This window comes from Nocardia australiensis, assembly GCF_020733705.1.
Taxonomy (GTDB): Bacteria; Actinomycetota; Actinomycetes; order Mycobacteriales; family Mycobacteriaceae; genus Nocardia; species Nocardia australiensis.
The window spans coordinates 221,527-242,456 of the sequence record NZ_JAJFZM010000002.1; the positions used below are offsets into that span (position 1 = coordinate 221,527).

21 protein-coding genes and 2 pseudogenes are annotated in these 20,930 nt (G+C 65.6%); 3 read left to right on the plus strand and 20 right to left on the minus strand.

The genetic code is table 11. From position 1 onward, the window contains the following. Positions 1–42: 42 nt before the first annotated feature. From LKE06_RS15750 to LKE06_RS15790, 9 genes are all read right to left on the minus strand, one after another. The gene (locus LKE06_RS15750; protein ID WP_227999713.1) at positions 43–372 is read right to left on the minus strand and encodes a hypothetical protein; all 330 of its coding nucleotides are present in this window, start codon (positions 370–372) and stop codon (positions 43–45) included. Then, complete coding sequence (locus LKE06_RS15755) at positions 369–1,103, minus strand: hypothetical protein (protein WP_227999715.1); 735 nt, start codon at positions 1,101–1,103, stop codon at positions 369–371. The genes LKE06_RS15750 and LKE06_RS15755 overlap by 4 nt, the downstream gene beginning before the upstream one ends. Further along, a complete protein-coding gene (locus LKE06_RS15760) occupies positions 1,100–1,510 on the minus strand; it encodes a hypothetical protein (protein WP_227999716.1) in 411 nt (136 codons plus the stop codon). The genes LKE06_RS15755 and LKE06_RS15760 overlap by 4 nt, the downstream gene beginning before the upstream one ends. Continuing rightward, entirely contained in the window at positions 1,507–1,842 is a 336-nt protein-coding gene (locus LKE06_RS15765) for a helix-turn-helix domain-containing protein (RefSeq protein WP_227999717.1), read from the minus strand. The genes LKE06_RS15760 and LKE06_RS15765 overlap by 4 nt, the downstream gene beginning before the upstream one ends. Further along, positions 1,839–2,573, minus strand: a complete 735-nt coding sequence (locus LKE06_RS15770) for a tyrosine-type recombinase/integrase (RefSeq protein WP_308188375.1) — start codon at positions 2,571–2,573, stop codon at positions 1,839–1,841. The genes LKE06_RS15765 and LKE06_RS15770 overlap by 4 nt, the downstream gene beginning before the upstream one ends. Before the next feature lie 93 nt (positions 2,574–2,666). Continuing rightward, on the minus strand, positions 2,667–2,852 hold the full coding sequence (locus LKE06_RS15775; protein WP_227999720.1) for a hypothetical protein: 186 nt from the start codon (positions 2,850–2,852) through the stop codon (positions 2,667–2,669). A gap of 356 nt (positions 2,853–3,208) precedes the next feature. Continuing rightward, complete coding sequence (locus tag LKE06_RS15780) at positions 3,209–3,748, minus strand: pyridoxamine 5'-phosphate oxidase family protein (RefSeq protein ID WP_227999722.1); 540 nt, start codon at positions 3,746–3,748, stop codon at positions 3,209–3,211. Between the two features lie 366 nt (positions 3,749–4,114). Next, positions 4,115–4,465 (minus strand): DUF4158 domain-containing protein, encoded by a 351-nt coding sequence (locus tag LKE06_RS15785; RefSeq protein ID WP_227999724.1) that lies wholly within the window; start codon positions 4,463–4,465, stop codon positions 4,115–4,117. Positions 4,466–4,552: 87 nt separating this feature from the next. Then, positions 4,553–5,695 carry an epoxide hydrolase family protein gene (locus LKE06_RS15790; RefSeq protein WP_227999725.1) on the minus strand — a complete coding sequence of 381 codons (1,143 nt, stop codon included), beginning with the start codon at positions 5,693–5,695 and terminating at the stop codon, positions 4,553–4,555. Between the two features lie 63 nt (positions 5,696–5,758). Between LKE06_RS15790 and LKE06_RS15795 the strand changes: the two genes are divergently transcribed. Further along, entirely contained in the window at positions 5,759–6,721 is a 963-nt protein-coding gene (locus LKE06_RS15795; protein ID WP_372477387.1) for a helix-turn-helix transcriptional regulator, read from the plus strand. Between the two features lie 69 nt (positions 6,722–6,790). Here the strand turns inward: LKE06_RS15795 and LKE06_RS15800 are convergent, their stop codons facing one another. From LKE06_RS15800 to LKE06_RS15820, 5 genes and pseudogenes are all read right to left on the minus strand, one after another. Then, positions 6,791–9,829, minus strand: a complete 3,039-nt coding sequence (locus LKE06_RS15800) for a Tn3 family transposase (protein WP_227999729.1) — start codon at positions 9,827–9,829, stop codon at positions 6,791–6,793. 102 nt (positions 9,830–9,931) lie between these two features. Beyond that, positions 9,932–10,366, minus strand: a complete 435-nt coding sequence (locus LKE06_RS15805; protein WP_227999730.1) for a site-specific integrase — start codon at positions 10,364–10,366, stop codon at positions 9,932–9,934. Between the two features lie 24 nt (positions 10,367–10,390). Beyond that, a complete protein-coding gene (locus LKE06_RS15810; RefSeq protein WP_227999732.1) occupies positions 10,391–11,428 on the minus strand; it encodes a recombinase family protein in 1,038 nt (345 codons plus the stop codon). A gap of 120 nt (positions 11,429–11,548) precedes the next feature. Then, a complete protein-coding gene (locus LKE06_RS15815) occupies positions 11,549–12,043 on the minus strand; it encodes a TetR/AcrR family transcriptional regulator (RefSeq protein WP_227999735.1) in 495 nt (164 codons plus the stop codon). A gap of 214 nt (positions 12,044–12,257) precedes the next feature. Continuing rightward, positions 12,258–12,851: pseudogene (locus LKE06_RS15820) on the minus strand (Tn3 family transposase); the annotation flags it as partial. Between the two features lie 480 nt (positions 12,852–13,331). Between LKE06_RS15820 and LKE06_RS15825 the strand changes: the two are divergent. Next, positions 13,332–14,249: an NADP-dependent oxidoreductase gene (locus LKE06_RS15825; protein WP_227999741.1), complete on the plus strand. Its 918-nt coding sequence runs from the start codon at positions 13,332–13,334 to the stop codon at positions 14,247–14,249. 267 nt (positions 14,250–14,516) lie between these two features. Here LKE06_RS15825 and LKE06_RS15830 read toward each other — a convergent pair whose 3' ends face one another. The 3 genes and pseudogenes from LKE06_RS15830 to LKE06_RS33205 all read right to left on the minus strand — a co-directional run. Beyond that, positions 14,517–14,951 carry a winged helix-turn-helix transcriptional regulator gene (locus tag LKE06_RS15830; protein ID WP_227999743.1) on the minus strand — a complete coding sequence of 145 codons (435 nt, stop codon included), beginning with the start codon at positions 14,949–14,951 and terminating at the stop codon, positions 14,517–14,519. A 554-nt stretch (positions 14,952–15,505) separates the two neighbouring features. Next, a complete protein-coding gene (locus LKE06_RS15835) occupies positions 15,506–16,351 on the minus strand; it encodes a helix-turn-helix domain-containing protein (protein WP_228000637.1) in 846 nt (281 codons plus the stop codon). Positions 16,352–16,399: 48 nt separating this feature from the next. Continuing rightward, positions 16,400–16,534 (minus strand): annotated as a pseudogene (locus tag LKE06_RS33205) (Ada metal-binding domain-containing protein); the annotation flags it as partial. A 114-nt stretch (positions 16,535–16,648) separates the two neighbouring features. Between LKE06_RS33205 and LKE06_RS15845 the strand changes: the two are divergent. Next, positions 16,649–17,074, plus strand: a complete 426-nt coding sequence (locus LKE06_RS15845) for a nuclear transport factor 2 family protein (RefSeq protein WP_227999746.1) — start codon at positions 16,649–16,651, stop codon at positions 17,072–17,074. Positions 17,075–17,491: 417 nt separating this feature from the next. Here the strand turns inward: LKE06_RS15845 and LKE06_RS15850 are convergent, their stop codons facing one another. The 3 genes from LKE06_RS15850 to LKE06_RS15860 form a co-directional block, all read right to left on the minus strand. Beyond that, positions 17,492–18,295 (minus strand): hypothetical protein, encoded by an 804-nt coding sequence (locus LKE06_RS15850; RefSeq protein ID WP_227999748.1) that lies wholly within the window; start codon positions 18,293–18,295, stop codon positions 17,492–17,494. Between the two features lie 5 nt (positions 18,296–18,300). Further along, positions 18,301–19,455 carry an SMI1/KNR4 family protein gene (locus LKE06_RS15855; protein WP_227999750.1) on the minus strand — a complete coding sequence of 385 codons (1,155 nt, stop codon included), beginning with the start codon at positions 19,453–19,455 and terminating at the stop codon, positions 18,301–18,303. Between the two features lie 92 nt (positions 19,456–19,547). Next, positions 19,548–20,768: a site-specific integrase gene (locus LKE06_RS15860; protein ID WP_227999752.1), complete on the minus strand. Its 1,221-nt coding sequence runs from the start codon at positions 20,766–20,768 to the stop codon at positions 19,548–19,550. Positions 20,769–20,930 lie beyond the last annotated feature (162 nt).

The window sequence follows — 20,930 nt, forward strand, 5'->3', positions numbered from 1 at the left end:
ACTCCCCGCGACCGGGGGTCGCCGACTGGTGAGATCGCCTATTCAACTGTCGCGGGTTGTCGATGGCTTCCAGCCCTCGGGTGATCGGAATCGGGGTGCGGTGACGTAGCGGCTCCAGGTGGTTGCGGCCTCGGCAGCGAGTTTCGTAGTGGTGACGGGGTGATAGCCGAGGGCGTCGGCGACGACGGGGGCGGGCATCTGCTGGACGTGCTGGCGCATGGCCGATGTCCGGCCCGGAACATTCCGAACGCCAAGGACTTTCAGCAACCCGCCCAGCGTCTCAGGGTGCATCGGTTGCCCCGCCCGTCTGCCAGGGAACAGCCAGCGGGAATCACGGTTCGTTGCGGTGTTCATGTTGGTGCGGTTGTTCATCCAGGCCAGCAGGATGTCGGCGGCCGGTTCCGGGACCGGGGACGGAGGTTCGCCGAGTCGCAGCAGCACCTGGTCGTCGTCACGGATGACGTCGTCGATGGTGAGCCGGACGACGCGGGTGAGTGGTTGGGCGTAGAGCAGAACGCGATCACGGCCGCGGTGCGGGAGCGCAGTGGCTGGTCTTCGGCGGTCAGGATGCGTCCGAGCAGTTCGATGCGGTCTTGAGGTGGCATCGGGGTTGCCCGGCGCGGTTCGGTGGTGGGCAGGTGGAATCGTCGGGTGAGCTTGTTGTCGATGCACCACAACAGAAACGAACGCAGGCAGCCGCGGTGGTGAGCGCCGTGCTCGGCATGCCAAAGGTCGATGTCGGATTGGCCGCAGCTGGCGAGTGTAAGTCCTTGTGCAGCAAGCCATTCCAGAAAGCGTGTTGCTTGTCGGGTCTGGTCGCGAGCGAAGCGGCGGATGGGTGGGGTGATCGGCTTGCGCTCGGCCTTGGCGCGCAGTCTGGGCAGCAGATGCCAGGTGGTGAAGCGGCGGACGACCTGGGCGTGGTCGGGGTCGGTGATGGTGGCGAGGTGGCCGATCAGCCAGCGTTCGAACCCGCAGATCTGCTTGTCGATAGCAGGTAGAACACCGCAGGCCATCAACAGTTCCCGCAGATGCTCGGCCGGTGCCCGACCGTGTCCCTTGTGAGGATAGAGCCAGGTCAGACCCGACAGTGGTTTGTTCATGACGAGGAGGTGTTCAGCGAGCGGAACGAGTTCGGGCTGATGTGTCCGGTGCCGTCATCGAGGAGTTCGTGGAGCTTGTCGGAGAGGGTGCAGCGGGAGCAGAGACGTCCGCCGTGCAGCTTTCCCTCGTAATCGCAGCGTGAGCAGCGGTAGGAGGTGGCGAATCCGGCGCAGTCGCCGCAGATCGGCTGCGGCCGTTCGTAAACCGACCGAATGCCGGGCAGTGCCCGATCCGCGCCGCAGCTGGGGCAGCGTCCCCGGATCCGCAGTGCCCGGTCGCAGCAGGTCCGGCAGACCTGCCCGTCCGGCCACCATGCGGCAGCGTTGGCGTGGCGACCGCAGCGGGCGCAGTCTCGTTTCTGCCACCGCTCCAACTGCTCACGGGTGGGCGCGGTGCGATTGCTCATTCGTCCGGCAGGATCCGCGCTGGCCGTGGCCGCAGCTTGGCGACCACCGGCGGTCCTCCGGCGGCGTCGGTGGTTCCGGTCCTGCGGACTCCGGCGTTCTCGGCGGTCGTGATCACCAGATCCGAGGGTGTGCAGGCCAGGATGTCGCAGAGCGCCGAGAGCAACTGCAACGACAGCCGTTCTGGGGTGCCGGAGACCAGTCGGTGTACCTGGGAGGCCGGCAGATTGATGTCGCGGTCGCGCAGCAGCGGGACGAGTTCGGTGGCGGTGAAAACGCCTTGGCTGGCCATGATTTCGCGCAGTCGCCAGGTGTAGCCGATCGCTCGTTTCATGCGTGTTCGCCTTTCCTGGATTCGAGGGCCGCGGCGACGGTGGCATCGAGTCGCCGGCGCAGGGTGCGGGTGCGGAAGTCCGAGGAGACGCAGGTGTAGATCGAGGTCGTGCTCGCGTGCTCATGGCCGACCTGTTCCTGCACGAACCGAGGATCCCAGCCGTCCTCGATCAAATGCGTGACGTAGGACCTTCTCAGTGAATGGAAATCGAGCCCTTCGTCCAGGTCCAGGGTGCGACGGTAGGCGACAAATCGGGAATTCAGGCGCTGGCAGCCGATCCGGAGCCCACGCTCGGACGGCCAGGCCGCCGGGTTGCCGTCGGCGCCGAGCAGCGGCCGGACCTCGGTGAACCATTCGTCGAGGACATCGGCGGTCCAGTCCCACATGGTCAGAACGCCGCGCCGTTTCGGTGGCGATCCCTTCTTGGCCTTGCCGAACCGGACCTGGCAGTATCCGAACTGCCCGAACTCCGGAGCGTGCGGGTTGGTGCCGAAGTCGGCCGCATCCAGCATCCGAGTTTCGTTGCGCCGCAACCCGAATGCGTAGGCGGTCTTGAACATGGTGGCGTCGCGGAACGCCGGCAGCCAACCCTTGCGCCCGAAAGCCCGGATCCGGGCGACCTCGTCGTAGCAGTGGCCGAAGAACGCGTGCAGCTCTGCCTTGGTGAACGCTCGCTTCTTCGGATCGGACTCGTTGTCCTGAACGTGCGTGGCGGTGTTCCACTCGTGCACGGCAGTAGTGGTGCAACTGAACGGGATCCGGCTCTAACGCAGTGATGCTCCGGGGTTGGCCCCGGAGCATCACGTAAATGATTGTGGCCGTTGCTATTTCTTTCCGGATCCGCTGTTGGCGTTGGTCGCGGCCGCCGATTGCGCCCTGCTGGCAAAACCTGACGAGGCTGTACTGCTGCCAGGATTGCGCGCGCCCGCCGACTGGATCGCGGAGGCCCTGCTGGCGGTCATCTTGCCGCCGCCGGAGTGTGCACCACCTTTGCTGCGGGACTTCGACATCGCACTTCTCCTTCCGATTCCACGCCCCCAAGGTCAGGATCTCACCCGCAGGGGAGCTGGGGAAGCAGCTCGGCGGGTGGTGACCTGGTATTTCGGTGCTGGAATGAACATCCGTGCGGGATCCGGCGCTAAGGATTTACCGCAGATAGTGACATATTATGTGCGGCAACTCAGTCTCCGAGCTGGCGCAACTGCCCCAGGTGCCACGGTCGACTCAACAAACTATGTGCGGTAGCGGCCCCGGTCCGTCGCGGCTCTCGGCCTCCGGGAAGGCCGAGCAGGTGTCTACCGGAACGTTTCGCCCCGATGTTCCTCGACCCCCGCCGACTGCTCGGGCCTCGATTAACGCCTTCTCTTCAGACTGACGGTTCTTGGTCGAGCAGCCCGACGGGGTCGGCGCTGTAGGCGACCATCCAACTGGGGTCGATGCGATACCAGACGTTCTCGCCCCAGAACGGGTCGTCACCGTCGCCGTCGTAGTGGTTGACGAGGTAGTCGCGGATTGTCGGCCAAGTCGGGTCGCTGCTCGTTCCCTCCGGGTTCAGCGGAACGGCATGTCCATGCGTGAAGATGCCCAGCTGCTCTCCGCGCATGAAAGTCGCGCTGATGCCGGGCCGCGCCGCGAGATGGCGAGCTTTAGCGGCCTGACGGTGGGTGCCGACGATCCAATGGCCGTGCAGGAGGTGCCCGTCGGCGCCGCTGATGCGTGGTTCACCGCGCCGGGTGACTGTGGCAATCGCCAGGGTGCACATGCCTTGGCAGACCCGGACGACCTGCTCGGCGTCCAAGGTGCTTTCACCTGGCCGGATGATCGACTTGAGATGGCTGCTGGAGGCGGCCAATGACGTGTCGAGCAGGACTTGGAGGCTGTGGAGCTCGTCTGGAGTTTCGAACACCCGGCTAGTTAATCAGCTCCCACCGACAGTGCGGATGACTGGCCACAGTCTCATTACCAAGGTTTCGAGACGGCGAGCCGTCTACCGGGACCCCCAGCAGGCCGGAGTAGAACGGCCGGCCACCGATGAGCACGGACGTTTCCCATTCAAGAGCGGTTGCTGAATCACTACTTTTCGGCCCGGAACTCCTGAAGCTGTCACAAGCCGCAAAGTAGGACGCGCGGGTAACGGCACGTGGGGTCCAAACCGCCGGAATCCGGCGGTAAGCCCACGATCGCAGATAATTCGCGGAGTCGGCACCGCCTGGCGGGTGCATCTTCCCAGGTCAACGCCGGAGCTACCGCAGATAATCGGCATTTGTCTGCGCTAACTCCTTAGCGCCGGATTCCGGCCGCCTGGACCCCACGACCCAACTCCCAGCGAGGCGTCGGTGACCAGCAGCGCGTCAAGCTCCGCGCACCGTGGCGGGGTGAACTCCGACCAGCGGTACTCACCAAACAGGCCAGGATCGACTTTCACCTGTTCCGCCACATACGCCACTGCGACAGCAGGCAGCTCCTCCGGCCCGTCCGGAAACCGAGCCTCGATCTCGAAAAACTTCAGCAACAGACCGAACCCGAGACGAGTCGCGCCTGTCTTGTTCCCCACCCGCTGCCAGTCATCCCCGACCAGCGTCCACGACCCGATCAAATCCTCGGTCGACCACTCTTGACGCACGCCCGGCAACAGTAGACGAATCAACCTGCGCGCGATGCTACTTTGCGGCTCAGGCCAGCTTCAGGATTCCGGGGCCCTGACGCGGGGTCAGGAAATGCCGCGAAAGAAGGTGCGTATGTCGTGCGCGAGCAGTTCGGTCTCTTCCATTGCGGGGAAGTGGCCGCCCTCGGTGAACTCGCTCCAGTGGCCGACCGCCTTCCATGGGTCCATCGTGCGGCGGATGAGCGGGTGGGTGTCGAACACGGCCCATCCGGACGGAACACCGGAGGCCATGACGAAAGCGAGTTCGGAGTGTTCGGCCTCGTAGTAGAACTGCGCGCTCGACTCGCCGCTGCGGGTGAACCAGTAGAGGGTGACATTGGTGAGGAGCTGGTCGCGGTCGACCGACTCGTCCGGCATCCGGTGGTCGCCGATGGGCCTGGTCTTGAACTTCTCGGCGATCCACGCGAGCTGACCGACCGGCGAGTCTGCGAGCGCCGCGCCGATCGTGTCAGGACGGTGGTTCTGCATCAAGAGATATCCGTGATCGGCCGCATCCGCGATGCGCACCGCCTCGAGCTGGGCGATCTCGTCATCGGACAGACCGTCCGGGAGCGGGAACTTATCGCCGACCAACCCGAGACACCGGGGGTCGGCGCCGATATGCGTGCCGATGACACGCTCGGGGTAGAGCGCCGCCAGGCGACCGGTGATACCTGAACCCATGTCGGTGCCGTGGGCCGCAAACCTCTCATAGCCCAGACGCGTCATGATCTCGGCAAAGGCATCCGTTGTCCGCGCCAGCTCCCAGCCGGTCCCGGACAGCGGGGTGGAGAACCCGAAGCCGGGCGGCGACGCGATGACCACGTGGAACTCGTCGGCCAGGAGCGGGATGAGTCGCTGGTACTCGACGAACGAGCCCGGCCAGCCGTGGTTCAGCAGCAGCGGGGTGGCCTCGGGATTCGCCGATCGCGCGTGGACGAGGTGGAACCTCTGGCCGTCGACGACCGTCGTGAACTGTTCGTACTCATTGAGTTTCGCCTCCTGCACGCGCCAGTCGAACCCGTCGCGCCAGTACTCGGCAAGCTCCTTCAAGTACGCCGGCGGGATGCCTCGGCTGAAGTCGGTGCGATCCTCTCGGCCCGGCACGGGGTCCGGCCAGCGCGTGTGTGCCAGCCGGGTGCGCAGGTCGTCGACGTCGACCTGCGGGATGTCGATGCGGAAAGGGGTGAGTGCGTTGTTCTTGTTCATGACACCCACCTTCCCGGGTAATGCGGCAGGCTAGCTTCCGCAATTACTGCAATGATCGAAAACATGTTGGAAACCTCGGCACGCCTGCTCGAACTGCTGTCGTTGCTCCAGCTCAAGCGCGACTGGACGAGCTCCGAACTCGCCGACCGGCTCGAGGTGAGCACGCGGACCGTGCGCGCCGACATCGGCAAGCTGCGCTCGCTCGGCTATCCCGTGGACGCACGTGCCGGCGTCGCGGGCGGGTACCGGTTGGCCGCCGGGACGGCGATGCCCCCACTGCTGCTCGACGACGACGAGGCCGTCGCCGTCGCGGTCGGACTGGGTGCGGTCGCGACCCAACGGCTCGGAGTCGAAGAGACATCGCTCACCGCGCTCGCGAAGCTGGAGCAAGTGCTGCCCTCGCGCCTGCGTCGGCGCGTGGAGGCGGTACGCGAGGCGACGAGCGTCGTTCCAGGGACGCAGCCGCCGCTCGATCTCTCGGTTCTCGGCACGGTCGCTGCCGCGATCCGCAGCCACGAACGGCTCCGGTTCGGATACACGAAACCCGGAGCCACGACAGGGGCCCGCCATACCGAACCGCACCGGCTGGTGACCTGGGGGCCGCTGTGGTACCTCCTCGCGTGGGATATCGACCGTGACGACTGGCGGGTCTTTCGTGTCGACCGCATGGGTCCGCCCGCACCGACGGGCGCGCGGTACCCGCCGCGCGTGATCCCGGCGGACGATGTCGTCGACTACGTCGTCGGACGCGTCAGCAAAGCGGCCTGGACGTACCGCGCCCAGGTACTCGTGCACGCTCCCGCCGCCCAGGTCGCCGCAAAGATCCCCATCCTGGTCGATATCGAGGTGGTCGACGAGTCCACGTGCCGTCTCGAGCTGGGTTCCAACGACCCGGACCGGCTCGCGCTGTCGTTGGCCCAGCTCGACGTCGACATCGAGGTAATCGACGGAGACGCGCTCGCGGTGGCGTTCGATCGCCTCGCGAGGAGGTTCCGCCGCGCGGCGGGTGGCGCGTCCACGGCGTGAATCTCGGCCGTCGGTCTTTTTACGTGTGTCGCGGAGACGAGGGGCACGGCCGGTGGTGGGCACCGGCCGTCAGTCTTCCGCGGTGTCAGGATCACGTAGCGGCCGGTGAACACCGCCCAGGTCCGGCAGGTGGAAACTGTAATGTCCGGCCAGTCCGATATGTTCGCGCACGAACGGGGACAGGCGCGCGGCGTCCTCCTCGCGCACCGGATAGTCCTGCGCGCGTAGCGCATCCAGGGCCCGGCTCATGTACGAGGAATTCCACAGAACGACGCAATTCAGGACAAGACCGAGTGCGGAGAGCTGGTCTTCCATGCCGTCGTAGTAGGCGCGCATGAGCTCGCCCTTGCGGCCGTGGAAGATTCGCCGCCCCAGGTCGTGACGGCCCTCGGTGAGGTTGGATTGGGCTTTGCCTTCGCGCCGGTACGGTTCGTCATCGGCCAAGCGCAGGATATGCAGCGTCTTGGGAATGCGCCCGTAGTGAGCCACCGCCTGCCCGAGGCTGGTGGGGTTACCGTCGCGGGAGATCATGCGGGTGACCTCGTGCGCGGAGACCTCACCGGCGTGCATCGACACCGCCAGACGGCACATGTCTTCCCAATGTTCGGCGATCTTGCCGGTGTCGATACGCCCCCGTGCGGCCTTGTTCAAGGGGCCGTAGTCCGCGGCCGAGTCGATGCGCCACAACCGCTGATCAGGAAGATTCGCCAGCTGCGGTCGGTACTTGCGACCCAGCAAATGCAGGATTCCAAAGACAATGTCGGAATAAGACCCCGTATCTGTGATGATTTGTTCGGGGATCGTCCCGCCGTGCTGGCGCAGCACCACGTCCACCGCGTACAGCGAATCGCGTGGGGTGCCCGAGAGCACCATCGCCGACAGGCCCGCGGCCTGGTCCGAAAGCATGTTCAACCAGGTCGCCCCTTTCTTCCTGCCGAAATATTTTGGGTTGGGTTTGGCATGGTGGGTGCGGACCGGGACCACGAACCGCATCCCGTCCACGCTCGCGACCAGCCCGCCACCCCACAACTGCGCCAACGGGATCCGCGCTTGAGCCTGCACGAGCACCGTGTTGGCGGCGGCGAGAGTTTCCAAGCGCAGATAGTGCTGATCGACATGCTGGAGCCGGTCTCTGGTCAGCGCCTCGACGCCCAGGGAGACAACGGGTTTGAATCCGACGTTCATCGCGTGCGCGCACAACACGGCCGCGACCGACACATTCAGGTCCGCGACGCGGGCGGGGTTGCCCGAGACGTGAGTGAACGCTTCGGTGAACTCCGGGTACCAGGACATCACTTCCATCACCAGCTCCGGCAGATCCACCCGGGGCAGCATGGCATCGATCCGTCTGCGCAGATCGATCAGACTGGGCGGGTCCGGGAGAGCGGTCAGAGCCGCGACGTGCAGTTTCCCCTCTTCATCGACGCTGGCGGGGGCGTCGTCGCCCAGGCGGGCGATCAACTCCCGATACGCGGTGTCCAGGGTGCTGGCGTGCTCGGTGAGCATCGCATGCGGATTCTCCGGGAGACCCAGGGCGTTCATGCCCGCACCGCGCGCCTGCTCCCACACCACCCCTGACGACAGATGGGCTCGAGGATCACGCCATTTCGAGGAGTGCTCGGCGAAGATGTTGCGGTACTTCAGGTTCCGGTGGAACTGCTCGAGCACGCACAACGTGTACGCCGCCCGATCGACAGTCCCTTCCGGCCGCTCGGACGGGTACACCAGGCGCTGCCAGCCCCCGCCGGCCAGATCGTGATCCACACGCCGCGCATCGAACCAGCGCACCGAGGCGCCGCGAGCGCACGGCGCGGTCAGCAGGTCCGCGATGGTGTGCATGGCGGTGAGCACCGCTTTCCCGTCCCCGGTCGCACCGAACTCGACCGTGCGCATCAACGACGGCAAGAACATCCGGACCGTGTTCACCCGGCCGGCGAGCTCCTCGAGCCGTTGCCCGTCGAGCTCGGCGTCCGAAGCCGGGACCAGTTCCTCGACCGTGGCGATCGCCGCTCGCAGTTCGGCCTTGGTGACCGCGTTTTCGATCAGATCCCACACCAACTGAATCGGCATCTGCGCGTCGACCTCGGTCATTTCCAGGAGCACGCGCACTGCCGATGCGAGCTTGCCCGCGGTGCGCGAGACCCGCGGGTAGCGGCGCAGTTTCTCGTCTTTGGATTGGCGTTCGGCCTTGGAGATCAGATCGTTGACCATCACCTGGTCGAACACCCCAAGCACATCATCGACGGCGTTCGCGCGCATCGTGAAGACGGTCGCGACCAGCACCGCCAGCAGATGCTCGCGCGGCATGCGACGCAGCTGACTCACCCGTCCCGACAACCCGAGCGTGGCCAACCCCAGCAGACGGCGCGGCGGCACCGCAGAGCTATCTACCGAACTCGGTACCAGCGCATTCACATCGCGTAACCGCCCCAACGCGGTCAGCAGCCCCTTCCCGGACGGTTTGAACACCGCCCGCCGCAACCGCTCCATATCGATGACCTTGCGCCGGTGCTCCACCCGAGGCTCCAACATGCCCAACAACAGCTGCTCATCCGCCGGGGTCAGCGGGGCACCGAGCTGCGCCCACAACCGCTGATCTGCGGTTTGACGGCCCGCCGCGACCAGCCTTTCCAGGGTCGTCACCCCTTGCGGCAGCAGGGAATTACGATTCCGTAGCCACGTGACCGCGCCGTCGAAGATCGCTTTCGGGCCGTCGCCGGTCATCCACGCCTGATCGGCGATCCACGCCACCAACTCGGCCTCGACCTCGGCGAAGGGCACAAGGTCGTACTCGCGCTGGATCTCCCAGGCGTGCTCGAGTTTGGTCTTGTCCCGATCGGTGTAGGACTTCACGCACGCCGGATCCGCGATATCGAGCTGAGCGGCCAGGTACTCCACCAACTCCGCAGGCACCTCGAGCGGATCGGGCGGGAACATCCCCAAATGGCGGACAGTAACCAGTTGTAGGGCAAACCCGAGCCGGTTCGAATCCCGGCGTCGGGCCGCGATCAGCTTGCGGTCCTCGTCGTCCAGATGGAAAAACCGTTCCAACTCGACCCGGGACAATGCACCGTACCGGCCATATCCCGCTGCACCCTCATCCTGCACAGCCGCAAATAAAACCACCAGCGCCACAACCACGCTCGCGGTTTCCGAATCAAAACAACCGGTTCGCTCACCGACCAATCCGTAGCGCCGGATCCCGAAGGCTTAGCGCCGGATCCCGTTCAGTTGCACCACTACTGCCTGCACCACCTGGACCGGGTGCGTGCCGAACCGATCCTCGCAGGTCGCCGACCACCGATACAGCGGGTCGGTGACGAAACCGCAGAACGCCCGGATCGCCTCGGAATGGGAACGGACCGTCGTCCGCTTCAGCTCCCGCAGCGACCGCAGGTCACCGAGCCATTCATCGATCATCGCCGGACTCCACTGCCACGGAAAGGCATTCACGTACCCGGCGAACGCCTTGATCGTGCGCTCGCGGCCCTCGACCGTGGTGCGGGCCAGATTCCGGGCTAGCTGTTGATTCGCGAAGCCCGCCAGCATTGCCTCGAAGACCTGATCCTCCGGCCGTAGCGGTGACACCCCGTCGACCAGATGCAGCCGTGCCGCACCCGGCACCGAACCGCCGAAACCCGCCAAACCGGCCCACCTCCATCGGTCGCATCAGATGCGAGAAAGTCGCATCGTATGCAAGTGATGGCGGAATCCGCAGGCAGTTGCGTCAGACAGACCGCTTCGGGGCCTTCGGCCGTCTATCCTCATCGGTGCAAGCGCAGCCGAATCCCTCTGGTAGAGGCTGGTTATGCCGCCCTCGAACCGCCTGATGTGCATATCGTCGCGAGTTCGCATCCGATGCAATTGGCGGCAAAAGTAGCAATCGCTGAAAAAACAACGGATATGGCGTAGTCCCTGGTCAGGGATGGTGGCGTTGAGATCACCGACTGGGGCGGTTATTGGTCGGGTCGATGCTGGAGGACTTGGGCTTGGAGTCGTTCGCGAAGGTCGGCTTCCTCGGGTGTCAGCGACTCCTCGGGGCGGCGGATGCGGGCGGGTGTGGGCGGGTGTGGGCCGCAACGCCGGGTGCTCGGCGGTTGCGGCCTGCTCGGCTTCTGCGAACGCCCGGTAGAGGGAGGCGACCGAGGGGTGCTTGCCCGCGCGTTTCCCGCTTTTGATGGTGAGTTTCTTGGCGATGTCGGGGACGGGGTCGCCTTTGTCCTTCAGGGCGAGGGCGAAGGTGAGTGCGTCGTCGTCGATGACTTTGGGCCGGCCGCCGTGGTTGCCTTTGGAGGCGGCGATGAGCTGGCCTTCGAGGGTTTTGTCGCGGATGTAGTTGCGTTCGATCTGTCCGGCGACGGCCAGGACTGCGAAGAACATCGAGCCCATGCCGTTGGGGTCGTAGATGCCGGTGAGTAGTTCGAGTTGGATGCCGCCGGTCTGGAGTTCGCCGGACAGTGTCATCAGCTCGGCGGCGTTGCGGGCCAGGCGTTTGAGTTCGTGGACGGTGAACACGACGGGTACCTGGGGCGCGGCTTCTTTGAACTGGCGGGCCAGCGCGAGGGCCTTCTCCAGCTCGGGCCGGACCTTGACGCGGGTGCTGATCTGCTCGTGAAAGATTTTGTGGCACTGAGCTTTGCGGAGGGCTTCGAGTTGGCTGGCCAGCTCTTGGCGGGCGGTCGAGGTTCTGGCGTAGCCGATCCGCACCGGCCGCTCGGACTGGGTTGCCGGGACGACCGTCAGCGCCGGGCCGCGTTTCCATTCCGATCGTTTGCGAGAAGCCCTGCCCGCCCAGAAGTTGCCCGATTCTTGATCAGGGCTCGGCGATCACCCACGGTGCGGGGCAGAGGCCAGGACTCTGGTGGCGAAGTGCGCCAGTTGCGCTCGTATCCTTTCGCGCGGCATGCGCTCTTGTCCGGCCAGTTGCTCGACGAGGTCGGCTCGGATGGCGGCGAGCAGGGCGTGGGCGGTGAAGTCGCTGTCGGGCAGGCCTGGGATCTGCTCCAGTACGGTTTGGAACAGGCCGTGCCACCGCACGTAATGCCCGGCCTGGTAAGGACTGCTGCTCCCGCTTTCCTCCAGGGCCAGCGCGAGGCGGCGGTTGTCGAGTTTGAAGCACAGGACGGCGTCAAGCAGGGCGGGTACGCGCTGGTGTGGTGGGGTGGCGGGCCCCAAGGGTGGCGGGCCGGTTTCGATGGCGTCCCGGATCGGTTCGAGTCGTGCCTCGTACAGCGCACGGAGCAGCCCGGCACGGTCACCGAAGGCCCGGAAGAGTGACGTCCACTGCCACCCAGGCGCGCTTCGCCTTGCGGTGGCGCGCATCTTCGACTGGCTCGACGACACGATCTGACCAGTTCAACGTCACGCGGATCGCTGGGGTTGCCACGCATCGGAACCAAATCCCCCTCTCAGGTGACAGGGCATCCAGGAACAACGCGGGGGTTCAGGTCCAGCCGGGTGGTCGGCACCGCGCCGGCGGATCGAGGTCGAGCACCCCAGATGAGGTGGCGGCTCTCGCGGATGTTTTGGACCCCGATCAGCACAGGGTGTCGCGGACGCGTAGTGGCCGGTACCCGGTCGGCCCGAGCTGGGCCAGCTCGGCGTCGATGTCGACCTCGATGGCACCGAAGAAGTTGATGTTCTCGCTGTGCGCCGGGGACACGTGAGCCGGTACCTCGTCGTCCACCCGGCGGCCCTGACGTCGCATCTGCTCCACAGCGAGTCCGAAATATTCTGTCGTCCAGGCGATCACCGCATTCGTGGCCAGTGTCAGGCACCACATTTGTTCGGTCTGGTCCTCGAGATGCCGGGCGCGGATCATGCCCTCGTGGGCGTAGAGCAGGTCGCGTTTGAGCGTGTGGACCGATTCGCCCCTGTTGAGCTGGCGAGCGATCTTGCGCCGATAGTCCGGATCCGACAAATAGCGGGCGGCGTAGATCGTACGGCGAAGCGCCCCATACTCTTTCAACGCCGCCGCGAGGGAGTTCTGCCGCCCCGACGCCGAGAGCTTCCCTACCAGCAGCGACGCAGTCGCGTGCCCGAACTTCAGCGACCCGGCCAGCCGCAGCAAATCGTCGTAGTGCTCCGCGATCAGGTCGAGGTTCAGTTTGCGGGTCAACAGCGGCCCGGCGAGCAGCGGGAATCGTTGCAGTGCTGTTGCCGCGCAGCTGGTTTCCCTGATCGGGACGATACGGCGCCGCCGCGGTGCTGGACACGCATCGGGCGCGCCAGCCCTTCGACAGCAGCATCGGTGACGACCGGATTCGCCTGGCCCGCAACGGGTGGGTCGCGTGCAGGCAACTCTGGAGATGCTGACCAGACTGCTGGTCTGATCATTCGAGTAGCCCGAATCTCGTTGCAGTGCAAAAGGGTACGGCGCGCTCGCCGTCCGGCGGTGCGCGCCGGTATCCGACCGATTGCACCGACCTGGAGGGGCGCTGCGCGAGGGGTTGCTGCCGACCCCGGCATGTCCGACCGCGAACGGTGGTTGGCACGTGGCCTTCCACCGGGAGGTGGCCTACGCACTTCAAAGTGCCTTCTTCCCGTTGGAAAGTTGCCCGTCAATCATGGAGCAGGTCAACCACAGAACACATGTGAAGAGAAGTGAGCCATGAGCACGTCAACGTTCCGAGCCGCTGTCGTCCGCACCCCGAATGGGCCCGACTCGATCGAGATCATCGATGTTCCCGTCGCCGAGCCCGGCCCCGGCGAGGTTCTGGTCGCGGTCGCCGCCGCGCCGGTCAACCCCACCGACCTCGGAGTCGTGGGGGGCTTGTTCCATAGCCTGGGCATGATCAATCAGCCCGACCACACGGGCCTGGGCTGGGACTTCGCCGGCACCGTGCACGCCGCCGGCCCCGGAGTCGACCTGGCTGTCGGCACCCGGGTCGCCGGCGTGGTCGTCGGTTTCGACCGCGACTTCGGCACCTACGCCGAACAGCTCATCGTGCCCGCCGCCGATATTGCCGTGGTACCCGACGGGTTCGACCTGGCCGCGGCATCGACGGTGCCGCTCAACGGGCTGGGTGCGGCGCAGATAGTCGACTTGCTCGGTGACGCGCCCGCCGACAGCAACCGGCTGCTGGTGACTGGCGCGGCCGGGGCGATCGGGGCGAACGTGGCCTCGCTCGCGTCCGATCGCGGCTGGCAGGTAACCGGTTTGGCCCGAGCCGCGGATGAGGGGTTCGTGCGCGGTCTCGGGGCCGACTTCGTCACGCACGCCGAGCCGGGCTGGGATGCGGTCGTCGATACCACCTCGCAACAGGTGTGGGGCCTGGCCTCGGTCCGCGATGGCGGAGCCTTCGTCGGTGTCCGGCCCAACCTGGTGCCTGCGGCCGAGCGTGGGATCACAGTGAACGCGCTGGTGATGCACTCTGACGGTCCGCGATTGGGGCAGCTGCTGACCCGCGCAGCGTCCGGCCGGTTGTCGGCCCGAGTACATGCAGTCGTGCCGTTGGCCCAGGCAGCCGACGCCCACCGGGCCGTGGCTGAGGGCGGGCTGCGCGGTCGTTACGTGCTCGAGCCCTGACCAACTGGCCAGGCAGGTCAGGTTCGGCGTCGATCACAGACGTCGTGACCACCACTTGTAAGCCCTGACAGTCGTCCGAATGCAGACGAATTCGACGCCACTCGGGAGAGAAGCCCTGTCGCGGCATCCGCCCCGACGGGCTGATCACGTCGAACAGATGAAAAGGCCGCACTGATCGTCGCGACGCTGCTGCTGACCGCCTGAAACCTGGCACATCAGCCCGTGTTCGTGTTGTCCGGCTGTCCCGCGATCACCGAGAGTGAAGCGTCAGGCGATACGGGTGTCGTAGTCGTCGCGGTTGGCAAGTACCTCGTCCATATGCGCCTCGGCCCAGTGTTTGATACCGCGCATCAGGTCGTGCAGCGAGCGGCCGAGGTCGGTCAGTTCGTAGGTGACTGTCGTCGGCACGGTCGGGGTCACGGTGCGGGTGAGCAGGCCGTCGCGTTCGAGGGAACGCAGTGTCTGAGTGAGCATCTTCTGGCTGGCACCGGCCAGCCGACGCGACAGTTCGGAGTACCGCATCGACTGCGGCTCGCCGATACTGTCGTTCCCGGGGCCGTCGCCGCCGAGCGCGGCCAGGATCAGCGCGACCCACTTGTCGGAGATCCGGTTGAATAACTGGCGGCTGGGACAGCCCGCCAGGAAAGCGTCGTAATCTGCGTGTGCCTGTGCCCGCTTCTGGGATGCCGTGTACGTCGGCACTCACCGCTCCTTCCGTCCGAGAGGTGACTCACGCACTTCGCGGTCATTGTTTCCCATTGGGAAGTTACCGATCAATCATGAAGCGGGTCAACCACAGAACACCGGTGAGGAGAAGCGGAAGACCTGGAAACAGCTGGACGCCGGTTGACCGCCTCGCCCAACCGCGCTGGCTCCGAAGAGCACCACGAGGGGCGCGTCCACGTGACCCACACTCTAAATTCGGTGTCGTGCGTGGCGGGGCAGTAGCCGGGCAGCCGGCACGATGGCCAGCTCGCCGAGCACGATATTGATCAGGAACATCGACCGCCAACCGAGTCCGAAAGGTCCGCGTCGATAGCGATAGCGGCCACGACCTGATGGCCCGTTTCCGCAAACGCCAGCGTGAGGCCTATGACTACATCACCGCAGACTGGTCGGAGCACGACCGTCTGGAGCTGGCCCGTCTCTTGGTGCGGTATGTGGATTCCCTTGCGGCGCTGAATGAACGGGGCCCGGCGAAAGACGGAGAGCGGTGACGTGGAAGGCTGGCGAAGTACCCGTATTCGATTGATGCGCTATTCCCTTAGCGAGGAGCTGTAGTCGCGGACGGCCTGCGTGCCGGCGTCGCCGAGCCCGGTGTCCTCGAGGTCGGCGGTGGCCAGACCGGCCGGAGTAGGGAAGAGGTGGGTCAGGCCAACTTGCCGCAACCCCTCAATGGGCGTGCCATATCTGGTGACGGTCTCACCGAGAACGCCGGGTGCCGCGGCCGGGCCGACGTGGTCCGCCACGATGGTACGAATACCCACCTCGTAAGGATCCCAAGCGTCGCCGGCCAGTAGTCGTTGGATGTGCGCCACCAGGTGAATGAGCCCTTCGATGCGAGGGAGATGTACCGTCAGCCGTACATCCGACCGGCTGCCGGCACCGATCTCGATCACTCCTGGATCGCCGTCCAAGGTCACCGTGCGCCGGTAATGCCTAGCCCTCGCGATCTCGAGCCCCGGGATGGCCTCGATGGCGAGATTCCGCAGCCGTCGGTCGAATTGCCCTGGCTCGGCAAGTGGTACGCGCAGCGCGAGTCCACCATCAGCGATCAGCCGATCCGTGCGTCGCCGCAGTGCGCGAAGTTCATGCGGTGTGGATCGGAAGGTCGCAGCCATCACTCGGTTGAACTGGCGCAAGCTGCCGAAGCCCGCGGCGAAGGCGACATCCGACACCGCAAGGTCGGTGTCGTCCAACAAGCGCCGGGCGAAATGCGCACGCCGCGACCGGGCAAGCTGGTCGGGAGTGACGCCGACCTGCTGTATGAAGATCCGGCGCAGATGTCGCTGCGACACCGCCAACTTCGCCGCGAGCTCAGCCTCGGCGCCGTCGTCCAATGCGCCCGCCGCGATCAGATCGATTGCGCGACAAACCAACACGGATGTACCGGCCGCCGCCCTGCCGTCGCTACGGTACGGCCGACAACGGTGGCAAGCGCGAAAGCCCGCGGCCTCGGCTGCCGCCGCAGACGGGAACGACACGACGTTCGAGGGCAATGGGCGCCCCGGACACGGCGGCAGGCAGTAAATGCCCGTTGTGACAACGCCCTGGATCAGTTCCATATCGGAAGTCTGTATGGCACTCGGCCTCGAGGACCAGACACATCCGGACGTCTCCGCTCGAACGTGTCCGAATATGGCGTGCCCGATCGTCGAGCGATCGCGACGATTGGACGTATGGATGCACAGACGAGCAAAGCACTGATTCTGCGGGCCTGGAACGAGTTCGCCGCTCAGGACCCCGACCGGATCGCCGCAGTCTTCGCAGCCGACGCGGAATGGCTCGCGCCACCGGGCAACGCGACAGCCCGTGCGCTCGGAGGGACCCATCACTTGATCGGCCGGGACCGCATCGTGCGATTTCTGACGATCGAATTCCCGGCGGTATTCGTGGCAGACCGGAAGGTGGACTTCCGGTCTGTCGTTGCGGATGGCTGCACCGTAGTTGTCGAGGAACGAATGCGTGCAACCCTGATGAACGGGCGACACTACGACAATGACTACTGCTTCATTTTCGAACTATCGGGTGGCGTGATCCATCGAGTGCGCGAATACATGGACACCCGGCGTGCCGCCGAGATGTTCGACGACCAGCACGGGTGACAGATGACCTGGAATGGGCTCGGGAAGGTGGGCGCACCGAACACTGCGTGTTCTGGGTCCAGGTGCACGACTCCATCGGCGAGCATCAGGTGCGCCGCGGCGGGAAGATCAGCTCTCTCTATGGTGTTGCCAAACACAACATTGTTGCGTCTTGTTTGTGGAAGGACGAGGGAATCGGCCAGGTGGGGCACGGTTTCTGCGGAACCCGGTAGGTAGCGAACTACTCTGGACCTGCGTCGTAGCCTTCATCGCGGCAACGTGCAGCGTTGCAATCAAATGCAATTCATCCTTATAGGACGCTTACAAGACGTACTGGTGATGTAGCGGTATTGCGGCCGTGCGGTATTCATTATTCTGCGGCACTCGAGATCGGTGTGGAACCGGAGCCATCAGCGATGAGCGCTCGATCGGGAGCAGTCACATCGCCGGGTGGACCAGGGGTTTCGTGCGGGGCTGACTCCAAATCTGCAGCAGGCAACCGGAATCGCTCGTATGCAAGCGCAGCCGGTAGTCGCCGTAGCCTGCGGGCAGCGGCGGCAGTTCGTGGTTGCGGCCCGCAAGTTCACACAGGTAGATGCCGCCGCTGTGGAATCGGCAGCTCAACTCGGCGATGCGCGGGTAGGAGCGGTCGGGGCCGGGGTCTTCGGGCGCCGTGACAACGGTTACCGCGATCTCGCCGTCGTCGACGGGCGCCCAGCACAGGGCCGCGCCGGGGACAGCGTCGATCAGATCGGTGGAGGTGGCATACGGTGGGATCGGGAGGATTTCGCCGATCTTACTCGGCCGTTCGAGCAGGAAGAACTGACCGGCGCGGATGCGCAGCACAAAATCGTACCGTTCGGTGGTCGCGCGCCGATCCGGAGCGTAGTAGGAGGGAATGTCGCCGAAGCCGTGTGTGGCAAGGTATTTCGCGTACTCCGCGTCGGTGATCTCTCGCGCGCGGTCGACGATGCCGGGGACATCTCCCGGCTGGGGGTACTCATATTGGCCCAGCACGATGAAACCTCGGGCCTGTTCGGTGGGGCCAGGTTCCCGCCACCTGGACACCTTGATCATTCCGCAAGCCCGGCAGGCGATCCGGCTGATATTGACGGTGTACCCGGACTCGTCGGTCTCGGTTTCCGTCGCCACCAGGACATCGCCGTCGGGAAAGTCGTGGAGGTCGCCGCAGGCATCGATGATCAACGCTATCGCCACATCGTGACGACTCGGGAATTCCATGTCGGTCACCCTCTCGGTTGTGACAGCAGTGCGCGGCCACGCTCGGGGGTGAGCGTCTCGGCCAGGATCGGGTCGGCCAGCAGCACGATCGGCGCGATGTGGTCGGGTGTACGCGGTCGCCACCGCACCAGCGCCGCGCAGACCGCTTCCCACAGCGCGTCCGAATCGTTGGCATGCTCGCGCAGCGCCTGCCGGATCAGGGCATCGAATTCCGGATTCCCGAAATCGAAGGAGGGACCGTAGCGCCGCAGCCTGGCCTGATACTCGCCGATGACGAGATGTGTGCGCTCGTCGTACATCGCCGATTGCAGGACCGTTCCTTGGTTCGGGTGCGCGTTCGCGATGTGGTCGGCGAACAGTACCGGCAGCAGTTCCGCGGTGAACAGCGGATCGTCGGGAAAATCCGCGGATTCCGATGCCGAACCCACCCACCGGCTCAGCGACTGCCTGGTGTACATGCTGTCGCGTGCGAGGAACAGCTGTAGTTGCGCCCGCAGCACGGTGGCGCGGTCACGGCCGAACTTCTCGGCCTGCTCCAGCGCTTGCGCCGCCGTGTCCACCGCACCGGAGAGTGCGGCGCGACGGGCCTGCTCGACCGTGACGTCCCAGCTTTCGCTGGTCTCGCCCTCGGGATGGTTGAGGCTGTGAAACGAGGCGTAGAGGTCTTCCATCAGCCCGGCGAACGACGGGTACCGTGTGGGGCCTTCACTCCAGGCGAACAGATTGTAGGCGGCCCATTCCCCGGCCGCGTCGACATCACCTGGATCGAGGAACAGGATCCCGGCATCGGCCTCGCGCGAGATCAGCAGTCCGCGGCCCAGTGGATTGCCGTTCTCGGGGGCCGGATTCTCGTAGCAGAGGTCCTTCCAGTCCGCTTCCCAGAACGGTTCGATGTCACGCAACCAGTCGATGTCGGAAGTGTCCCGCATGCGGTCGACGAAATCCCCGGCGTGCCGCCAGCCATCGGTCGTCAGCAGGAATTCGCGGTAAGACGGCGGCAGCGTCCGCCCGATCCGCACCTCGGCCGCCGCGACCGCGTCCTCGGTTGCCGGGGCGAACCCGAGCCAACCGGCGCGCAGGATCTCCGGATCCTCCTGGCCGGGTTCGCGGCTGCGGATCCACTCCTGACTCCAGCGTGACAACAACGGTTTCCAACTCATGGGCGAGCACTCTGTCAGAGCGGTACGACATGCCGACTCCGCCGCTGCCACACGGGCAACCCCCGTATCCCTTCGAGGGACTGTAGGGGCGCTTACAAGCCGAGCTTGGTTACCGCGTTGTCCTCGAGGGGATTCGCGGTGCGGATGTAACCGTGCACCGTGCGTGGATTCGACCAGCGTCCCTGCCGCATGATTTCGCGGTCGCTGGCGCCGCCCAGCGCGGCCTGGGTGGCGAACCCGGCACGCAGCGAATGCCCGGAGAACAGCGTGGGGTCGAGCCCGGCGCGGGCGGCATATCGTTTCACCAGTTCCGCCACGGCACGGCCGGAAATGGTGGTGTCACCCAGTCCGCCGTGGCGCGTAACCGAGGGGAACAGGGGAGCGTCCGGTGCCGCGCGAGTGTCGCCGGTAAATCCGTGGCAGCGATGGATCTCGGTCGATATCTGTCCGCGGTGGTCTTCGATCCAGCTGCGTAGTTCGGCAATCCCTCCGCCGCAATGCCTTTCGCGCAAAGCGATCCAGTCGGCGAACGCGCAGACCGGGCAGGTCTGCGGACGGCTACCGCGCGGCAGCGCCACTCGCTGGCCGGCGGCGCCGGTGGGGTCGGTCTTCGTGGAGGGGAGTTGGAGCAGCAATATCGGTTCACCGGTGCCGTGATCGATGTCGACGCGCACGTCGCCGATCCGCAATCCCGCGATCTCACTGCGCCGCAAGGCCCCTGCGAAGCCGACCAGCAGGATCAATCGATCGCGGCGGCGCGCGGGTTCGTTCGGCCATCCCGGCGGCGGCAATCCGTCGAGCAGCTGTTCGAGAGTGTGCAACAGCACGGGCCGTTTACGTTTGGGCACACTGCGGCGAGTGCGTCGGATACCACGCAAGGTCAGCCGCACCACGTCCGACCGCGTGGGAGACGGTAATCCGTTGGCCGCGTGGACCGCCGCGATCGCCGCACTCTTGCGTTCGAGCGTGGCAGGCCCGAATGCCCACTCGCCGGACGGTTTTCGAGCATCCGCCGCTGCGGCGAGATAGACCGCCACATCCAAAGCGTCCGCCGGCAGCGCCTGCCGTGCTTCCGCCGAACACCACGCCGACCATGCGATCCAGTCGGATCGATACGCGCGCACTGTATTCGGCGACTGTGACGCTTCCAGGTACCGGGCCAGTGCCCCCGCCTGTTCATCGTCGAATCGCTCACGCACCAGCCGCAGCGCGACGGTATCGACCAGCACGCTGCGCACACCTCGCCGTAATTCGGTGCGTACCACATCCGGCACGGCGATATCGGTGGCAGCGGAGTCCGGGGATGCGCTCATCGCGAGATACCGTACCCGGCGCGGCGGAGATTTGTGGTTGTGACCGATAGGCCCGACGTCGAGTTCGCATGCGTGCCGCGGGACCGGTCGCGAAGGTTCGGTCGGTGGCGATCGTCGCGTGGCGGTTGTCGTGGAAGTCTGTGGACAGCTGCCGACCTGGTC